The organism is Synechococcus sp. CS-1326 (assembly GCF_025128115.1).
GTDB lineage: Bacteria > Cyanobacteriota > Cyanobacteriia > PCC-6307 > Cyanobiaceae > Regnicoccus.
In genome coordinates this window covers 164,286-181,468 of record NZ_JAHLYV010000021.1, presented here as the reverse complement: position 1 = coordinate 181,468, position 17,183 = coordinate 164,286, and the positions used below count along the sequence as shown (strand labels likewise).

The window sequence follows — 17,183 nt, the reverse complement described above, 5'->3', positions numbered from 1 at the left end:
TCAGCTCGTGCTGAGGGTGCGTCGCTGGGTCACCAGCTTGTAGGCCTCGACGCGGTCCCGGTCCTGCCAGTTGGCGAACCGATCGCAGCCGATGCCGCACTCGAAGCCGGTGGCCACCTCCTTGACGTCGTCCTTGTTGCGGCGCAAGGAGTCGAGATCGCCCTCGAACACCACCTGCTTGGCGCGATGCACGCGCACCTTGCAGTTTCGCTGGAGCTTGCCACTGGTGACATAGCAGCCGGCAACCGCCGTCTTGCCGATGCTGAACACCGCGCGCACCTCGGCTTCGCCCAGGGTCTCCTCGACCATCTCAGGCTCCAGCAGGCCCTCCATGGCCAGCTGGATGTCTTCAAGCAGCTTGTAGATCACGTCGTAGTCGCGCACATCGACGCCGGTGGCGTCGGCGGCCTTCTTCGCTCCTGAGGCCATCGAGGTGTTGAACCCGACGATCACCGCACCGGAGGCGGCCGCCAGATCCACATCGGTTTCGGTGATCTCGCCTGGGGCCGAAAGCAGCACACGCACCTGAACCTCGCCCTGGGGCAGTTGCTCCAGCGAGCCGAGGATCGCCTCGACGCTGCCTTGAACATCGGCCTTGAGAATCAGGTTGAGCTCCTTGAGCTCACCCTCGCTGGCCTTGCCTGACATCGAGGCCAGGGAAACCCGGCGGGAGGCCATCTGCTGGGCCAGGCGGGTGGCCCTGGCATCGTTGGCTCGATCGCCGACCACCGCCCGGGCGGCCTTCTCATCGGCATAGACCTCGAACTCGTCGCCGGCGGTGGGCACCTCACTGAAGCCAAGGGCCTCAACGGCGCAGGACGGACCTGCCAGCTTCACCCGTTTGCCGGTGTCATCCACCATGGCCCGCACCTTGCCGAGAACGGGGCCGGCAGCCAGCACATCGCCGGCCCGAAGCGTGCCGTTCTGAATCAGCAGCGTGGCGACCGGACCCTTCGCCTTGTCGAGGTGGGCCTCGATCACGGTGCCCTTGGCCATCCGGGCCGGATTGGCCTGAAGATCCTCCACCTCCGAGACCAGCAGGATCATTTCCAGAAGCTTGTCGATGTTCTCCCGCTTGATGGCGCTCACAGGCACCATCACCGTGTCGCCACCCCAGTCTTCAGCAACGAGCTGCTGATTGGAGAGTTCCTGCTTGACCCGGTCGGGCTGGGCTCCCTCCTTGTCGATCTTGTTGATCGCCACCACGATCGGCACCTGGGCGGCGCGGGCGTGGCTGATCGCCTCGAGGGTCTGGGGGCGCACGCCGTCGTCGGCCGCCACCACCAGCACAGCCACGTCGGTGACCTTGGTGCCCCGGGCACGCATGGCGGTGAACGCCTCGTGGCCAGGGGTGTCAAGGAAGGTGATCCGGCGCTGTTCACCACCGTGGGGAATGTCCACCTGGTAGGCACCGATGTGCTGGGTGATGCCACCGGCCTCGCCGGCTGCCACCCGGGTCTTGCGGATGGCATCGAGCAGGCTGGTCTTGCCGTGGTCGACGTGGCCCATCACCGTGACCACCGGTGGCCGTCGGATCAGGTGGGCACGATCGCTTTCCTCGATCATCTCGACCGTCTTCTTGGCGGCCTCCTGGACATCGTCTTCGAGAACGGGAACACCGAACTCCTCGGAAACCGTCTCGATCGCCGAAAGGTCGAGGGTCTGGGTGACGGTGGCGATGATCCCCTTGAAAAAGAGGGATTTGATGATTTCCGAACTCTCGACCGCCAGGCGGTCGGCGAGTTCCTGCACCGTGAGGTTTCCCTCCGGAACGATCAGCATTTCCGGCCGGGTGGCCTTGGCCTCGCGGGCAGCCCGCAATTCCATGGCACGGCGCCGCTGGCGCTGGCGGGTGGTTTCCTTCTTGCGTTTGCGCATCGCCACCACCGGCTTGGCGCCGGGGGCCGCCTGCCGGGTCCGCGGTTTGGCCGGCCTGGCCAGGCTGGCCTGGAGGATCAGCGCCTCCTGCTCACCCGCGTAGCCGCCCGTTTCGGCGGTGAGCGCATCGTCGTTATCGCCGATGATGTGAACTTTCTGGCGCTGCTTCTGGGGCGACTTGCTGCGCAGGGCCTCAAGCTTGGCGGTGTCATCCCACTCGGGCCGCCGGGCCCTGGTTGCCGGCTGCGGAGTGCGGAAGCCCGGCCGCTTCGGAGCCGCGGGAGGCGTGGCCGTGGGGCGTGCCGCATCGGGGCTGGTGCCGATTCCGGCCTCGGGTCGCCGGGGTGGGGCGGCCGGAGAGCGGCTTGAAGGGTTCTGGAGCTGCATCAGCTCGCCAGGGGCGACGGGCTTGCGCATGCCCTGGGGCATGCCTCCCACCCGCACCGGTGCGCCGGCCCCGGCGCGGATCGGAGCGGCCGGAGCGGCGGCGTCGCGGCGGATCGGTTTGCCGACCAGCTCCAGGGGGCTGCGGGTCTGGAGCTGACGAACGGCCGGCGGTGCAGGGCGCTGGGGGGCGCTGCTGGGCCGTTGACTCAAGGTTGGGCGACCCGAAGGGGGCGCCGGTCGGCTGCTGGTTCCAGTGGGTTGGCCCGACTGGGGGCGACCAACCAGCTGGGGTTGTCCCTCGCCGCTGACGCTGCGGATCGGGGAGCCAGGCCGTTGCGGCGGGGCCGGGCGCGGCGGAGGCGCGCTGCCCCTTGGCACCGGGCGAGGGCTGGTGGCTGGCCGCGGGCTGGGGGTGAGCGGGGGCTCCGCGGGCTTGCGGGCTGGAGCCGGGGGCGGTGATTTGATCAGCACGGGCGCGGCCGGCGCCGGCCGGGCCGGAGCGGCGAGCGCCGGCTTGCTCGGAATCGGAGCGGGCGCGGCGACGGGGCGCGGCGACGGAACGCTGCGAGCCGGCGTGGGCGATGGTTGGGCCGGGGCCGGAATCGCTGGCTTCACCACCAGCACAGGGGGGGCGGGCTGGGGCTTGGCGGCTACCGGCGCGGCCTGGGGCTTGGCGGGACGGGGAGCGGGGGCAGCGGCGGCTGGAAGGGCTGGTGGGGCCGGCGCTGGGGGTGCCGGCGCTGGGGGTGCCGCTGCCTTCTTCACCGAAAGGATCGCTGTGCCGGGATCCCTGCTCGGATCCTGTGCCATTGCTGGAGCCGGCCTTGGTGGGGTCACGGGCCTGGCCGCTCCGCTGCCATTGGGTCGGATCAGGCTGCGAATGCGGCTGGCCTCGTCGTCGCTGATCGAGCTGCTGTGGCTCTTGGCGGCAATCGACAGTTTCTCGGCGGCATCAAGCACGTCCTTGTTGTCGAGTCCAAGGTCCCGGGACAGCTCATAAATTCTGACTTTGCCGCTGCTGGTCATTCAGGTCTCCAATCGGTCGGGGCAACGGGTGCCGCCGAGCCCCACGCACGGTGCGGCCACTGTTCATCTTGCCTCAGAGGCTGCGATGGGTGCCTCCACCAGGCGCTGATCAAGGGCGGCGTAGATGGAGGGAACCACCTCACAGCGCAGGGCTCGCTGCAGCCGCCTGTGTCGTTTGGCATCGGCAAGGCAGCTGCTGGCGGGACAGAGGTAGGCGGAGCGGCCCATGCCGTGATCCAGGACGACCTCCCGTCCCGGCAAGCGGATCACCCTCCAGAGCAGGCGTCGATCCCGCAGTTGCCGGCAGCTGACGCAACGACGCAGGGTGGGAGCGGGGTTCACCGGTCCAGTGCCTCGGCGGTCGGGGCAGGAGCATCAATCCCCTCCTCCATCTCCTCCTCCAGGTCGTCTTCCGGCAGGGGATACAGCTCGCGAAGCCGGGCATCCTCCTCGGCCCGGATCGCCTGCTCCGCCTCAAGCCGCGCTTCGGCCTCGGCCTGTTCCCGTTCATCCTCCTCGCGAAGGCCGATCAGCTCGGCCGCCTTGGCATCTTCCGCCACCTGGTCGTACTCGAGCGCATTCTTGATATCGATCTTCCAGCCGGTGAGACGGGCCGCCAGCCGCACATTCTGGCCCTCGCGACCGATCGCCAGGCTGAGTTGATCGGGCGGCACCAGCACGTGGGCGTGATGCCCTTCGCGGTCCACCAGCCGCACCATCTCCACCCTGGCCGGACTGAGCGAGTTGGCGATGTACTGGCCGGGATCAGGCGACCAGCGAATCACGTCGATCTTCTCGCCGCGCAACTCATTGACCACCTGCTGGATGCGGGAGCCACGGGCGCCGATGCAGGCTCCGACCGGATCCACCTCCCGCTCGACGCTGTCAACAGCCACCTTGGTGCGTGGACCGACGGAACGGGAGGGTGGATTGGCTTCCCGCGCCACAGCCACGATTCGCACCGAGCCTTCCTGGATCTCGGGAACTTCATTTTCGAAGAGATACACCACCAGGCCGGCATTGGCCCGCGAGACGAACAGCTGGGGACCGCGGCGCGCCACCTCGGACACCTCCTTGAGAAAGACCTTGAAGGTGGCGTTGGCACGGTAGTTGTCGTTGGGGAGCTGGTCGCGGCGGGGCAATTCAGCTTCCACCTCCGGGCGCCCCAGGCCTGAACTCACCGCCATGATGATCGACTGACGTTCAAAGCGAATGACCCTGGAGGTGAGAACGGGGTCTTCGAGATCAGCGAACTCCTCCTGAATCATGCGTCGTTGCTGATCCCTGAGTTTCTGCGCCAACACCTGTTTTGTGGTGGAGGCGGCCATGCGGCCAAAGTCGTCCTTTTCCGGGGTGACATCCAGCACCACCGTGTCGCCGATCTGGGCATCTTCCGCCACTTGCTGAACCTCGGCGAGGGCGATCTGGTGGTCGTCACTTTCCACCTCTTCCACGATGATCTTGCTGGCCAGAACCCGATAGCCCTCCTCCTCGAGGTCCAGGCCAACATCAAAGTTGCTGAAATAATCCTCTTCAAACGGATCTTCACTGATACCGAGATAGAGGGTGCGGCGGTAGCGCTCATAGCCCTTGAGCAAGGCTTCCCGCAGGGCGGCCTCCACCACCTGGGTGGGCAGCTTCTTCTCATCGCTGATGTCCTCGATCAGATTCTGCAATCCAGGGAGAAGAACAAGGGCCATGGGGTGAAACGGGAGGGTGAGTGAGGTGAGGTGAAAGGAGCTGATCTGAGCAGGGAGGAAAGAACCCACGGGCTGCTCAGGCCTGGGGCGTGATCAGCCCTCGGGAGTGGTCAGCCGAACACCCAGCACATCGGCGCGGGGAATGCGGCTGGTGCGTCCGTGCAGGTTGAGGCAGACGAACTGCTCGTCCCGCTCCAGCAGCAGGCCTTCGCGGGCGACGACGGCACCAGCCCCATCCAGAAAGCGAACTTCCACGGGAAACCCGCGAAAACTGCGAAAGTCCCGGTCATCGAGGAGTTCCTCGCCGATGCCCGGGCTGCTGATCTCCAGAACATAGGGCTCGCTCAACAGGTCGCTGCTGTCGAGACGCTCGCTGATCGCCCCGCTGAAACGGGCACATTCATCCAGGTTGACGTCACCACCATCGGACCGTCGAACCTGAATCAACAGGCTGAGGGGGAGGCGGTTGCTCTGAATCTGGACGTCCACCACAGAGAGCTGGGCGTCAGCGGCCTGCTGGCAAGCCAGTTGCCGTAGATCAGCGATCAGGGGGTGGGTCAACGCCGGGAAGGGGAGCGGTTCGAGAAGCCCGACCGGCTCCTGCAGAGAACTGCCCCTGATCCGTCCTGAAGCAGGAAGAATTCGGGTGATGCCCGCCGGGCACAAGTTCAGCGTAGGTGATTCCCTGTCTGCAGCCGATCGCGCCGGTTGCTGCCGACTGGTGACCTTGCACGCCGGGCTGGAAGCGATCCGGCTCAGGCCGGCGGCGCCCCACCCAGGGACTCACCAGCGGAGGCCGAACCGATCGGCCCGAGACCGGGGGGCTCCCCGTAGAAATCGTCGACACCCACCTCGCCCCGCAGGGAGGCCTCCTGGTTGATGCAGCGCTGCGGCTCCTTGACGAACTGACAGACCCGTGCCCACAGCTTGGCTCGGGTGCCCGGTGCCCCCTGACTGAACACCACCTGGTCGTTTCCACCCACCATCCCGCGGATCTCCACCCGACAGAGATCGCACCGTTTCAGGGTTCCAGGTGGAATCGAGGCCATGACGGTGGCTGCGTTGTGGGGGCAACCTAAGCTCTCGACAAGGGAGCTGATCCCAACTGTTGCAAGCCCTTCAAGTGCTCCCGATGCCGGCCCTGCCCGAAGGCGTGTCCGGGAACCTGCACGTTCTTCAGCTGAGTGATCCCCACCTGCTGGCAGATCCTCAAGGCGTTTACAGGGGTGTCAATCCCTACGAACAGCTCCGGCATGGGCTGGAGCAGGCCATCGCCCAGCTGGAGCGGCCACCGGACCTGCTGCTGATCAGCGGCGATCTCTGCCAGGACGAAAGCCTGGCCGGCTATGGCCATCTGTGTGATCTGCTCACCCCTCTGAGGATTCCCCTGGCCCTGCTGCCAGGCAATCACGACAACCCGGCGCTGATCCGCCAGGCGCTGGGCGGGCTGGCCGCGCTGGCACCGGCAGCGCTCCAGCTGGGCCCCTGGCGCCTGATCCTGATCTCCAGCCATCGTCCCGGCAGCCCGGCCGGCTGCTTGGACGATCACCAGTTGCGATGGCTGCGAGGGCAACTGGCTGGATCGAGCGCCCCCACCTGGCTGGCCATCCATCACCCCCCCGTGCCGATCGGCAGCCCCAGCCTCGATGCGATCGCTCTCCAGCATCCGGAACCACTGCTGGAGCTCCTGGCGGCGAGCCCTTTGGTGCGTGGGGTGCTGTTCGGCCATGTCCACCAGCACTGGCAGGGCCAGCTTCCCGGCAGCCCGGAGGTGCCGCTGTTTGCCTGCCCCTCCACGCTCTGCGCCTTCCCGTCGTCACAACCCTGCCCGCTTGGCCGGCCGCAGGACCCCGGCGGTCGCTGGTTGGAGCTGCGGCCCGATCGCTCCTGGGCACAGCGACTGCTGCGCTGGTCGGCTTTCTCACCAGGTGAAAGGGCTTGAACGCTGAACGGCCAACTGGATTCCCCCTAGCCTTGATCTGATTCAGCCCTGTTGCCGTGCCCCTTGAACGCTCGCTGTCCCTCCGTCTCCTGGATCAGGTGCGGCATGGCCTGCTGGCGATCCTGCTGCTGGTGCTGCTGATCGGCGGGGCGGCTCTGCCCCTGGCGGCGGCCGAAACCGAGCTCAGCGGCGACGGCAAAGCTCTGCCGCAGGTCCCGACCCACAGCTTCGTCGCCCAGGCGGCCCGGCGGGTCGGTGCATCGGTGGTGCGGATCGACACCGAGCGCAGCGTTTCCCGTGAAGCCTTCGATCCGGCCTTGCTTGATCCCCTGCTGCGGGATCTGTTCGGCGATCCGGCCGGCAGCAGCCGGGAGAGGGGTCAGGGGTCCGGCGTGGTGATTGATGCCAGCGGCCTTGTCCTCACCAACGCCCACGTCGTTGATCGGGCCGATCTCGTCGAGGTGACCCTTGCCGATGGCCGCCAGGTGGACGGCAGTGTGGTGGGCGCCGATCCCGTCACCGACCTGGCGGTGGTGCGCATTCCCAAGCTCAGCAGCCTGGAGGCGGCCCCGCTCGGCGATTCCGAAGCCCTTGAAGTGGGCGACTGGGCGATTGCCCTGGGCAGTCCCTATGGACTTGAGCGCACCGTCACCCTCGGCATTGTCAGCAGCCTCCACCGCAACATCAACAGCCTCGGCTTCTCCGACAAGCGGCTCGATCTGATCCAGACGGATGCGGCGATCAACCCCGGCAACTCCGGCGGCCCGCTGATCAACGCCGCCGGCGATGTGATCGGCATCAACACCCTGGTGCGCTCCGGCCCCGGCGCCGGGCTCGGATTCGCGATTCCGATCAACCTGGCCCGGGGTGTGGCCGACCAGCTCCGCCTCGGTGGGCAGGTTGTCCATCCGTACCTCGGCCTGCAGCTGGTGCCGCTCACGGCCCGCCGGGCCCGTGACAACAACCGCGATCCGGATGCGGTGCTGCAGCTGCCGGAGCGGGATGGCGCCCTGGTGCAGAGGGTGTTGCCCGACAGCCCGGCCGAGCTGGCCGGGCTGCGACGCGGTGATCTGGTGGTGTCCGCTGCCGATCAGCCCGTCAAGGATCCAGCCAGCCTGCTGCAGCGGGTGGAGGCATCTCAGGTTGGTGAGCTGCTGCCGCTCAAGGTGGTCCGGGGAGCGCGGGAACTGCAGCTCAGCATCAAGCCCGCAGCCTTGCCCCACCCGGCCTGATCCATCGCGCCGAAGGGGGGGGCAGAGATCTGCCTGTTGCTACGGTCACGGCGTTTTGCAGGCCTTGCCATGGCTGATCTTCAGGGCCGCATGAAGCAGGCGGTGGCCGCCGCCGCCGTCGAGCAGATCCAGGACGGCATGGTGCTGGGCCTGGGTTCCGGCTCCACTGCCGCTCTGATGATCCAGGCGCTCGGCGCCAAGCTGCGCTCCGGCGAGCTCTCCGACATCACCGGTGTCACCACCTCGTTCCAGGGGGAGGTGCTGGCCGCCGAGCTGGGCATCCCGCTCCAGAGCCTCAACGCGATCGAGCAGATCGATCTGGCCATTGACGGCGCCGACGAGGTGGACCCCGGCTTTCAGCTGATCAAAGGCGGCGGTGCCTGCCATGTGCAGGAAAAGCTGGTGGCTCGCCGTGCCAGGCGGTTCGTGGTGGTGGTGGACAGCTCGAAGCTGGTGGAGCGGCTCAATCTCGACTTCCTGCTGCCGGTGGAAGTGCTGCCGGGTGCCTGGCGCCAGGTGAAGGCGGAACTGGAGGCGATGGGAGCCGAAGCGCAGCTGCGCATGGCTGTTCGTAAGGCCGGGCCGGTGGTCACCGACCAGGGAAACCTGGTGCTGGATCTGCGCTTCGCCGATGGAATCGCTGATCCAGTCAGCCTGGAGCCCCGGATCAACAATCTGCCGGGTGTGCTGGAGAACGGCCTGTTCGTCAACCTCACCGACCAGGTGCTGGTGGGGGAGATCGTCGATGGTGAACCGCGGGTGCGGGATCTGCAGAAGCGCTGAGCCGAAGCCGCACCGATTCGGCATGGCTGTGCAGCCCTTCACTCTCGGCCAGGGTGAGTACGGCGGGGCCGGTGGCTTCCAGGGCACGGCGGTTGAACTGGATCAGGCTGGTGTTGCGCAGAAAGGTTTCCACGCCGAGAGCTGAGCCGAAGCGGGCGGTGCCGGAGGTGGGCAAGGTGTGGTTGGGCCCGGCCAGGTAGTCACCGACCGCTTCCGGGCTCCAGCCGCCCAGGAAGATGGCACCGGCATGCTGAATGCGCTCCGCCATCGGCTCCGGCCGCTCCACCAGCAACTCCAGGTGCTCAGGGGCGAAGCGGTCACTCAGGCCTGCCGCCGCTTCGAGATTCGGGCAGACCACGATCAGGCCCCAGTCCTGCAGGGCGGCCCGGCAGACGGCAGCGCGGGGGTGGGATTTCAGCTGGGCCTCAAGGGCGAGCGGCACCGCCTCGGCAAGGGCCGAGCTGGTGCTCAGCAGAATCGCGGCGGCCAGGGGGTCGTGTTCGGCCTGGGCCAGCAGATCAGCGGCCACCTGGTCGGGGTCGGCCGTGTGATCGGCAATCACCAGAACTTCGCTGGGACCGGCTAAGGAATCAATCCCGACCCTGCCGTAGACAGCCTTCTTGGCCAGGGTCACGTAGAGATTGCCCGGACCTGAGATCACATCAACGGCTGGGATCGATGCCGTTCCATAGGCCAGTGCGCCGATCGCCTGGGCCCCACCCACCCGATAGACCTCGTCCACCCCGGCCAGATGGGCGGCCGCCAGCACGGTGGAATTGGGCATCCCTCCAGCCCCCGGAGGGGTCACGATCACCACCCGGCCAACGCCGGCCACCTTGGCCGGTACGGCATTCATCAGAACGGTGCTGGGATAGGCGGCTCTGCCGCCGGGGATGTAGAGCCCGGCCCGTTGAACCGGCCGCCAGCGGCGACCCAGCCGTTCACCATGCACCCCGACCACACTGATGTCCTGGGGCTTCTGACGCTGGTGAAAATCGAGGATGCGCCGATGGGCCAGCTTCAGCGCTTCCCGGAGGGGGTCCGGGCACTGTTGCCAGGCGGTGGCGAGAGCATCGGCAGGAATGCGCAACGGGTCGGGACGCACCCCGTCGAACTGTTCGGTGAGCTCCAGCAGGGCCCGATCACCCTGGCGTCTGACCCGATCGAGGATCCCATCGACCTGCTCCCTGGCCAGCTGGCTCTGGCCGTCGCTGGTGCGCGCGGCAATCGCATCGAGCCGCAGCCCCGCCGCATCGAGATCGCGCAGAATCGGCACGGTCGGCAGGGGGGGCGTGGCCAAGGCGTTGGGGAAAAGAACCAGGATCTCAAGCTAGGCCGTTGACTGAGCGGCAGGAACGTGAAGCGGTAAGCTTCAGAGTCGCCTATTCAGCGCCAAAACAGCCTGTGGCCAATAACAAGTCATCGAAGAAACGCATCGAGGTTGCCGAGCGCAACTGGCTGCTCAACCGCTCCTACAAGTCGGCCGTGCGCACGCTGATGAAGCGCTGCCTCACCGCCGTCTCCGACTACACCCAGAAGCCTGGTGACGACACCAAGACAGCCGTCCATTCCAGTTTGAATGCGGCGTTCAGCAAGATCGACAAGGCCGTGAAGCGCGGCGTTCTGCACCGGAACACCGGCGCCAATCAGAAGTCCCGCCTCAGTGCGGTGGTCAAGCAGGCGATCGAGCCAGCCTCCACGCGGGCCTGAACCGCCGCCAACGCCTCAGGCCCCCACGGACACGGAGATGGCAGCCCCCAGCAGCCCAGCCCAGCCCACCGGTGCGGAGCTCGCTCCTTTGCCGGCTCTGATCGACAGCCACTGTCACGTCGTCTTCCGAAATTTCGAAGCCGATCTTGATCAGGTCGCCCTGCGCTGGCGGCAGGCTGGCGTGGTTTCCCTGCTCCACTCCTGTGTGGAGCCTGGGGAGATCCCGGCGATTCGCGCCCTGGCCGATCGTTTCCCCGAGCTGCGCTATTCAGTCGGCGTCCACCCACTCGATCCCCAGCACTGGCAGGCCGACACCCCCGCCGTGCTGCGAGAGGCCGCCCGTCAGGACTCCCGCGTGGTCGCCATCGGCGAGCTGGGCCTTGATCTCTTCAAGGCAGCGAACCTGGAGGAGCAGAGAGCCATGCTCCTCCCCCAGCTGGCGCTGGCTGTGGAACTTGGCCTGCCGGTGATCATCCACTGCCGGGATGCGGCGCAGCCCATGCTCGAAACCCTGCGCCAGCTCCAGGCTGAGGGCCACTGCCCGCGTGGGGTGATGCACTGCTGGGGAGGGACTCCCGAGCAGATGACGGCATTTCTGGATCTTGGTTTCCTGATCAGCTTCAGCGGCACCGTCACCTTCGCCAGCGCTGCGGATACCCACGCCTGCGCCCGTCTGGTACCCGCTGATCGCTATCTGATCGAAACCGACTGCCCCTTTCTTGCCCCGGTTCCCCGGCGGGGGAAGCGCAATGAGCCGGCCTTCGTGCTGGCGGTGGCCGAGCGACTGGCCGCGTTGCGAGGCGAAACCCTCAGCCAGGTCGCCGCTGCCAGCACCGCGAATGCGGTACGCCTATTTGGCCTTCCCAACCAGCTTGGCGATCAATGTGTATGATGTTTTATTGGTTTGGCAGCGCGCGCGCTCCATCATCGACGTCGGCAGCCTTGAGACGAGCTCCATGAGTGCGTGATCACATCCCGGTCTCGTGTCTTCCCCACAGACACGAGGACCCGTGATTCCGGCTGCCCTGCCGGAGATGGCTCACCACTTTCCGATCGCGTTCGTCGCCGCCGCTCAAGCCAAAATCCCCAGGCCTTTGCGCTCAAGGCAATTCTGAACACCGCCATCCTGGCTCCGGCAATGCCCACGACGGACCATCCCCTTCCGATGATTCCGCCTTCGGGCCCCCTCTCACCTTCCCCTTCCGTTCAGCAGGTCCACGCATGAGCAGCGCGATCCAGGTTGCCAAGACCGTCACCTACCTGCCCGATCTCGTGGAGGTGCAACGGGCCAGCTTCAAATGGTTCCTGGAAAAGGGTCTGATCGAGGAGCTCGACAGCTTTTCTCCGATCACCGACTACACCGGCAAGCTCGAACTCCACTTCATCGGCAACGAGTACCGGCTGAAGCGACCTCGCCACGATGTGGAAGAAGCGAAGCGGCGTGATGCCACCTTTGCTTCGCAGATGTATGTCACCTGCCGGTTGGTCAACAAGGAAACCGGGGAAATCAAGGAGCAGGAGGTGTTCATCGGTGAACTCCCCCTGATGACGGAGCGCGGAACCTTCATCATCAACGGCGCCGAGCGGGTGATTGTCAATCAGATCGTGCGCAGTCCCGGCGTCTATTTCAAAGACGAACAGGACAAGAACGGCAGGAAAACCTTCAACGCCAGCCTGATTCCGAACAGGGGTGCCTGGCTCAAGTTCGAAACCGACAAGAACGATCTGTTGCATGTGCGCGTCGACAAGACCCGCAAGATCAACGCCCACGTGCTGATGCGGGCAATCGGCCTCTCCGACAACGACGTGCTCGACAAGCTGCGTCACCCTGAGTACTACCGCAAGTCGATCGAAGCAGCCAACGACGAGGGCATCGCCTCCGAAGACCAGGCCCTTCTGGAGCTCTACAAGAAGCTGCGCCCGGGTGAACCCCCCTCGGTAAGCGGCGGCCAGCAGTTGTTGCACAGCCGTTTCTTCGATCCCAAGCGCTACGACCTCGGCAGGGTCGGGCGCTACAAGATCAACAAGAAACTGCGCCTCACCATCCCCGACGCCACCCGTACCCTCACCGCCGAGGATGTTCTCTCCACGATCGATTATCTGATCAATCTCGAGCTCGATGTGGGCGGCGCCTCCCTCGACGACATTGACCACCTCGGCAACCGAAGGGTGCGCTCGGTTGGAGAGCTGCTGCAGAACCAGGTTCGCGTCGGCCTGAACCGGCTGGAGCGGATCATCAAGGAACGGATGACCGTTGGTGAAACCGAATCGCTCACCCCGGCCCAGCTGGTGAACCCCAAGCCGCTGGTGGCGGCCATCAAGGAGTTCTTCGGCTCCAGCCAGTTGAGCCAGTTCATGGACCAGACCAATCCCCTGGCCGAACTCACCCACAAGCGCCGGATCAGCGCCCTCGGTCCGGGGGGTCTCACCCGGGAGAGGGCCGGCTTCGCTGTTCGCGACATTCACCCCTCCCACTACGGCCGGATCTGCCCGATCGAAACGCCGGAGGGCCCGAATGCCGGCCTGATCGGGTCGCTGGCCACCCATGCCCGCGTCAACGAATACGGCTTCATCGAAACCCCGTTCTGGCGTGTGGAGAACGGCATCGTCTTCAAGAAGGACGACCCGATCTACCTGTCCGCCGATCTGGAGGATGAATGCCGCGTCGCCCCCGGTGACGTCGCCACGGATGCGGATGGTCGGATCAAGGCGGAGCTGGTGCCGGTTCGCTATCGCCAGGACTTTGAGAAAGTACCCCCGGAACAGGTCGACTACGTCCAGTTGTCGCCGGTGCAGGTGATTTCGGTGGCCACCTCCCTGATCCCTTTCCTTGAGCACGATGACGCCAACCGGGCCCTGATGGGCTCGAACATGCAGCGGCAGGCCGTGCCGCTGCTGCGACCCGAGCGTCCCCTGGTCGGCACCGGCCTGGAAACTCAGGTGGCTCGGGATTCCGGCATGGTGCCGATTACCCGGGTGAATGGTGTTGTCACCTTTGTGGACGCCACGGCAATCGTGATCCGCGACGATCAGGGCACCGACCACATCCACCATCTGCAGAAGTATCAGCGCTCCAACCAGGACACCTGCCTCAATCAGCGCCCGATCGTCCGCCAGGGTGAAGAGGTGATCGCCGGTCAGGTGCTGGCCAATGGTTCTGCCTGCGAGGGGGGTGAGATCGCTCTCGGTCAGAATGTGCTGATCGCCTACATGCCCTGGGAGGGCTACAACTACGAAGACGCGATCCTGGTGAGCGAACGGCTCGTTCAGGACGACCTCTACACCTCGGTGCACATCGAGAAATACGAGATTGAAGCGCGTCAGACCAAGCTGGGCCCTGAAGAGATCACCCGGGAGATTCCCAATGTTGCCGAGGAAAGCCTTGGCAATCTCGATGAGATGGGCATCATCAGGATCGGCGCCTATGTTGAATCCGGAGACATCCTGGTTGGCAAGGTGACTCCCAAAGGGGAATCCGACCAGCCACCTGAAGAGAAGCTGCTGCGCGCCATCTTCGGCGAAAAGGCCCGCGATGTTCGTGACAACTCCTTGCGGGTGCCCAACACCGAGCGTGGCCGGGTGGTGGACGTGCGCATCTACACCCGGGAGCAGGGCGATGAACTGCCGCCCGGCGCCAACATGGTGGTGCGGGTCTATGTGGCCCAGCGCCGCAAGATTCAGGTAGGCGACAAGATGGCCGGCCGCCATGGCAACAAGGGCATCATCAGCCGGATTCTTCCCCGCGAAGACATGCCCTACCTGCCCGACGGCAGCCCGATCGACATCGTGCTGAACCCGCTCGGTGTGCCCTCACGGATGAACGTGGGACAGGTGTTCGAATGCCTGATGGGTTGGGCTTCCGCCCACCTCGACTGCCGCGTCAAGGTGGTGCCGTTTGACGAGATGCACGGCAATGAAACGTCGAAGAACACGGTTCAGAAGTATCTGGAGGAAGCCGCTGCCCTGCCTGGCAAGGATTGGGTCTACAACCCTGACAACCCCGGCAAGATTCAACTGATCGATGGACGCACAGGCGAAGCGTTCGACCAGCCGGTCACTGTTGGCTATGCCCACATCCTCAAGCTGGTCCACCTGGTCGACGACAAGATTCACGCCCGCTCCACCGGCCCCTACTCGCTCGTCACCCAGCAGCCCCTCGGCGGCAAGGCCCAGCAAGGCGGCCAGCGGCTCGGTGAAATGGAGGTCTGGGCCCTGGAAGCCTATGGAGCCGCCTACACCCTGCAGGAGCTGCTCACCGTCAAGTCCGACGACATGCAAGGCCGCAACGAGGCGTTGAACGCGATCGTCAAGGGCAAACCGATCCCCCGCCCCGGCACACCTGAGTCCTTCAAGGTGCTGATGCGAGAGCTTCAGTCGCTTGGCCTCGATATCGCCGTTTACACCGACGAAGGAGTCGAAGTCGATCTCATGCAGGACGTCAACCCTCGCCGCAGCACTCCCAATCGCCCCACCTATGAGTCGTTGGGAGTGGCGGACTATGACGACGATTGACCACCCAGCCTGATTCCTTTCGTTTCACTCGACGTCCGCGCGCCTTCCGTTCATGACCAACAGCAACTCCCGCATCGAGAACCACTTCGACTACGTCAAGATCACGCTCGCTTCACCCGAGCGGATCCGGCAGTGGGGTCAGCGCACGCTTCCCAACGGGCAGGTGGTCGGCGAGGTCACCAAACCGGAAACGATCAACTACCGCACGCTCAAGCCAGAAATGGACGGGCTGTTCTGCGAGAAGATCTTCGGTCCCTCCAAAGACTGGGAATGCCACTGCGGCAAATACAAGCGGGTGCGTCACCGCGGCATCGTCTGTGAGCGCTGTGGCGTTGAGGTCACCGAAAGCCGGGTGCGGCGTCACCGGATGGGCTTCATCAAGCTCGCCGCCCCTGTTTCGCACGTCTGGTATCTGAAGGGTATCCCCAGCTATGTGGCGATTCTGCTCGACATGCCCCTGCGGGATGTGGAGCAGATCGTTTACTTCAACTGTTATGTGGTGCTGGACAAAGGTGATCACAAAGACCTCACCTACAAGCAGCTTCTGACCGAAGACGAGTGGCTGGAGATCGAGGATCAGATCTACGCCGAAGATTCGGAAATCGAGAATGAGCCGGTGGTCGGCATCGGTGCCGAGGCGCTCAAGCAATTGCTTGAGGATCTCAACCTCACCGAGATCGCCGAGCAACTCCGCGAAGACATCGCCGGCAGCAAGGGTCAGAAGCGGGCCAAGCTGATCAAGCGCCTGCGGGTGATCGACAACTTCATCGCCACCGATGCTCGGCCGGAGTGGATGGTGCTTGATGCGATCCCTGTGATTCCGCCTGATCTGCGGCCGATGGTTCAGCTCGACGGTGGCCGCTTCGCCACCAGCGACCTCAACGATCTCTACCGCCGGGTGATCAACCGCAACAACCGCCTGGCGCGGCTGCAGGAGATCCTGGCCCCGGAAATCATCGTCCGCAACGAAAAGCGGATGCTGCAGGAGGCCGTTGATGCCCTGATCGACAACGGTCGCCGGGGCCGCACCGTGGTGGGTGCCAACAACCGCCCACTCAAATCGCTCAGCGACATCATCGAGGGCAAGCAGGGTCGCTTCCGCCAGAACCTGCTCGGCAAACGGGTCGACTACTCCGGCCGGTCGGTGATCGTGGTGGGCCCCAAGCTGAAGATGCATCAGTGCGGTCTGCCCAAGGAGATGGCGATCGAGCTGTTCCAGCCGTTCGTGATCCACCGCCTGATCCGCCAGAACATCGTCAACAACATCAAGGCGGCCAAAAAGCTGATTCAGCGCGCCGATGATGAGGTGATGCAGGTGCTGCAGGAGGTGATCGAAGGTCACCCGATCCTGCTGAACCGGGCCCCAACCCTGCACCGCCTCGGCATCCAGGCCTTTGAACCAAAGCTTGTTGATGGTCGCGCCATCCAGCTTCACCCGCTGGTCTGCCCAGCCTTCAACGCTGACTTCGACGGGGACCAGATGGCCGTCCACGTGCCGTTGGCGATCGAAGCCCAGACCGAGGCGCGGATGCTGATGCTGGCCAGCAACAACATCCTCTCCCCCGCCACCGGCGAGCCGATCATCACCCCGTCCCAGGACATGGTGCTGGGCATCTATTACCTCACCGCCGTGGATCGCAAGGAAGCCAAACCGGAGTTCGGAGACCGAAGCCGCACGTTCGCCGGTCTGCCGGATGTACTCAATGCCTTCGACGAACGGCATCTGGCCATCCACGAATGGGTGTGGGTGCGTTTCAGTGGCGAAACCGACGACGACGACGAAGGCGATGCCCCCATCAAGCAGGAAACCCTCAGCGATGGCACCCGCATTGAGCAGTGGAAGTACCGCCGCGATCGCCGCGATGAGGAGGGTGGATTGATCAGCCGTTACATCCTCACCACGGTGGGTCGGGTTGTGATGAACACCACGATCATCGCGTCGGTAGGCGCCGCCTGATTTTCTGCCCGCCAGGCACAGCACGCTTCCTTGTTTTCAGCTCTCTTCATCTGCGC

General features: G+C 65.1%; 13 protein-coding genes. 7 read left to right on the top strand and 6 right to left on the bottom strand.

Annotated features, from left to right (window positions below; genetic code table 11):
* The 5 genes from infB to KQ307_RS07935 form a co-directional block, all read right to left on the bottom strand.
* Positions 1 to 3,291 carry a translation initiation factor IF-2 gene (gene infB / locus KQ307_RS07955; RefSeq protein WP_259727591.1) on the bottom strand — a complete coding sequence of 1,097 codons (3,291 nt, stop codon included), beginning with the start codon at positions 3,289 to 3,291 and terminating at the stop codon, positions 1 to 3.
* 63 nt (positions 3,292 to 3,354) lie between these two features.
* Positions 3,355 to 3,633, bottom strand: a complete 279-nt coding sequence (locus KQ307_RS07950; protein WP_259727590.1) for a YlxR family protein — start codon at positions 3,631 to 3,633, stop codon at positions 3,355 to 3,357.
* On the bottom strand, positions 3,630 to 4,991 hold the full coding sequence (nusA, locus tag KQ307_RS07945; protein WP_259703108.1) for a transcription termination factor NusA: 1,362 nt from the start codon (positions 4,989 to 4,991) through the stop codon (positions 3,630 to 3,632). The genes KQ307_RS07950 and nusA overlap by 4 nt, the downstream gene beginning before the upstream one ends.
* Positions 4,992 to 5,084: 93 nt before the next feature.
* On the bottom strand, positions 5,085 to 5,552 hold the full coding sequence (locus KQ307_RS07940; protein ID WP_259727589.1) for a ribosome assembly cofactor RimP: 468 nt from the start codon (positions 5,550 to 5,552) through the stop codon (positions 5,085 to 5,087).
* A 194-nt stretch (positions 5,553 to 5,746) separates the two neighbouring features.
* Positions 5,747 to 6,040: a hypothetical protein gene (locus KQ307_RS07935; protein ID WP_259703106.1), complete on the bottom strand. Its 294-nt coding sequence runs from the start codon at positions 6,038 to 6,040 to the stop codon at positions 5,747 to 5,749.
* A gap of 59 nt (positions 6,041 to 6,099) precedes the next feature.
* Between KQ307_RS07935 and KQ307_RS07930 the strand changes: the two genes are divergently transcribed.
* The 3 genes from KQ307_RS07930 to rpiA all read left to right on the top strand — a co-directional run bounded on the left by KQ307_RS07930 (position 6,100) and on the right by rpiA (position 8,948).
* The gene (locus KQ307_RS07930) at positions 6,100 to 6,933 is read left to right on the top strand and encodes a metallophosphoesterase (protein WP_259727588.1); all 834 of its coding nucleotides are present in this window, start codon (positions 6,100 to 6,102) and stop codon (positions 6,931 to 6,933) included.
* A 56-nt stretch (positions 6,934 to 6,989) separates the two neighbouring features.
* On the top strand, positions 6,990 to 8,165 hold the full coding sequence (locus tag KQ307_RS07925; RefSeq protein ID WP_259727587.1) for a trypsin-like peptidase domain-containing protein: 1,176 nt from the start codon (positions 6,990 to 6,992) through the stop codon (positions 8,163 to 8,165).
* Between the two features lie 69 nt (positions 8,166 to 8,234).
* Positions 8,235 to 8,948 (top strand): ribose-5-phosphate isomerase RpiA, encoded by a 714-nt coding sequence (gene rpiA, locus KQ307_RS07920; RefSeq protein ID WP_259727586.1) that lies wholly within the window; start codon positions 8,235 to 8,237, stop codon positions 8,946 to 8,948.
* Here rpiA and hisD read toward each other — a convergent pair.
* On the bottom strand, positions 8,878 to 10,248 hold the full coding sequence (gene hisD / locus KQ307_RS07915) for a histidinol dehydrogenase (protein WP_259727585.1): 1,371 nt from the start codon (positions 10,246 to 10,248) through the stop codon (positions 8,878 to 8,880). The two genes, rpiA and hisD, sit on opposite strands and share 71 nt — an antisense overlap.
* Before the next feature lie 104 nt (positions 10,249 to 10,352).
* Between hisD and rpsT the strand changes: the two genes are divergently transcribed.
* The 4 genes from rpsT (at position 10,353) to KQ307_RS07895 (ending at position 17,127) form a co-directional block, all read left to right on the top strand.
* Entirely contained in the window at positions 10,353 to 10,658 is a 306-nt protein-coding gene (gene rpsT, locus KQ307_RS07910; protein WP_259703307.1) for a 30S ribosomal protein S20, read from the top strand.
* Between the two features lie 37 nt (positions 10,659 to 10,695).
* Positions 10,696 to 11,550 (top strand): TatD family hydrolase, encoded by an 855-nt coding sequence (locus KQ307_RS07905; protein ID WP_259703101.1) that lies wholly within the window; start codon positions 10,696 to 10,698, stop codon positions 11,548 to 11,550.
* A gap of 329 nt (positions 11,551 to 11,879) precedes the next feature.
* Entirely contained in the window at positions 11,880 to 15,170 is a 3,291-nt protein-coding gene (rpoB, locus tag KQ307_RS07900; RefSeq protein ID WP_259703100.1) for a DNA-directed RNA polymerase subunit beta, read from the top strand.
* 52 nt (positions 15,171 to 15,222) lie between these two features.
* Positions 15,223 to 17,127: a DNA-directed RNA polymerase subunit gamma gene (locus tag KQ307_RS07895; RefSeq protein ID WP_259703099.1), complete on the top strand. Its 1,905-nt coding sequence runs from the start codon at positions 15,223 to 15,225 to the stop codon at positions 17,125 to 17,127.
* Positions 17,128 to 17,183 lie beyond the last annotated feature (56 nt).

What these genes read in the sequence shown, in the direction of transcription:
- KQ307_RS07905 (WP_259703101.1), top strand. Translation starts at nt 10,696, where the DNA reads ATGGCAGCCCCCAGCAGCCCAGCCCAGCCCACCGGTGCGGAGCTCGCT.
- nusA (WP_259703108.1), bottom strand. Translation starts at nt 4,991, where the DNA reads ATGGCCCTTGTTCTTCTCCCTGGATTGCAGAATCTGATCGAGGACATC.
- rpoB (WP_259703100.1), top strand. Translation starts at nt 11,880, where the DNA reads ATGAGCAGCGCGATCCAGGTTGCCAAGACCGTCACCTACCTGCCCGAT.
- KQ307_RS07935 (WP_259703106.1), bottom strand. Translation starts at nt 6,040, where the DNA reads ATGGCCTCGATTCCACCTGGAACCCTGAAACGGTGCGATCTCTGTCGG.
- infB (WP_259727591.1), bottom strand. Translation starts at nt 3,291, where the DNA reads ATGACCAGCAGCGGCAAAGTCAGAATTTATGAGCTGTCCCGGGACCTT.
- KQ307_RS07895 (WP_259703099.1), top strand. Translation starts at nt 15,223, where the DNA reads ATGACCAACAGCAACTCCCGCATCGAGAACCACTTCGACTACGTCAAG.
- rpiA (WP_259727586.1), top strand. Translation starts at nt 8,235, where the DNA reads ATGGCTGATCTTCAGGGCCGCATGAAGCAGGCGGTGGCCGCCGCCGCC.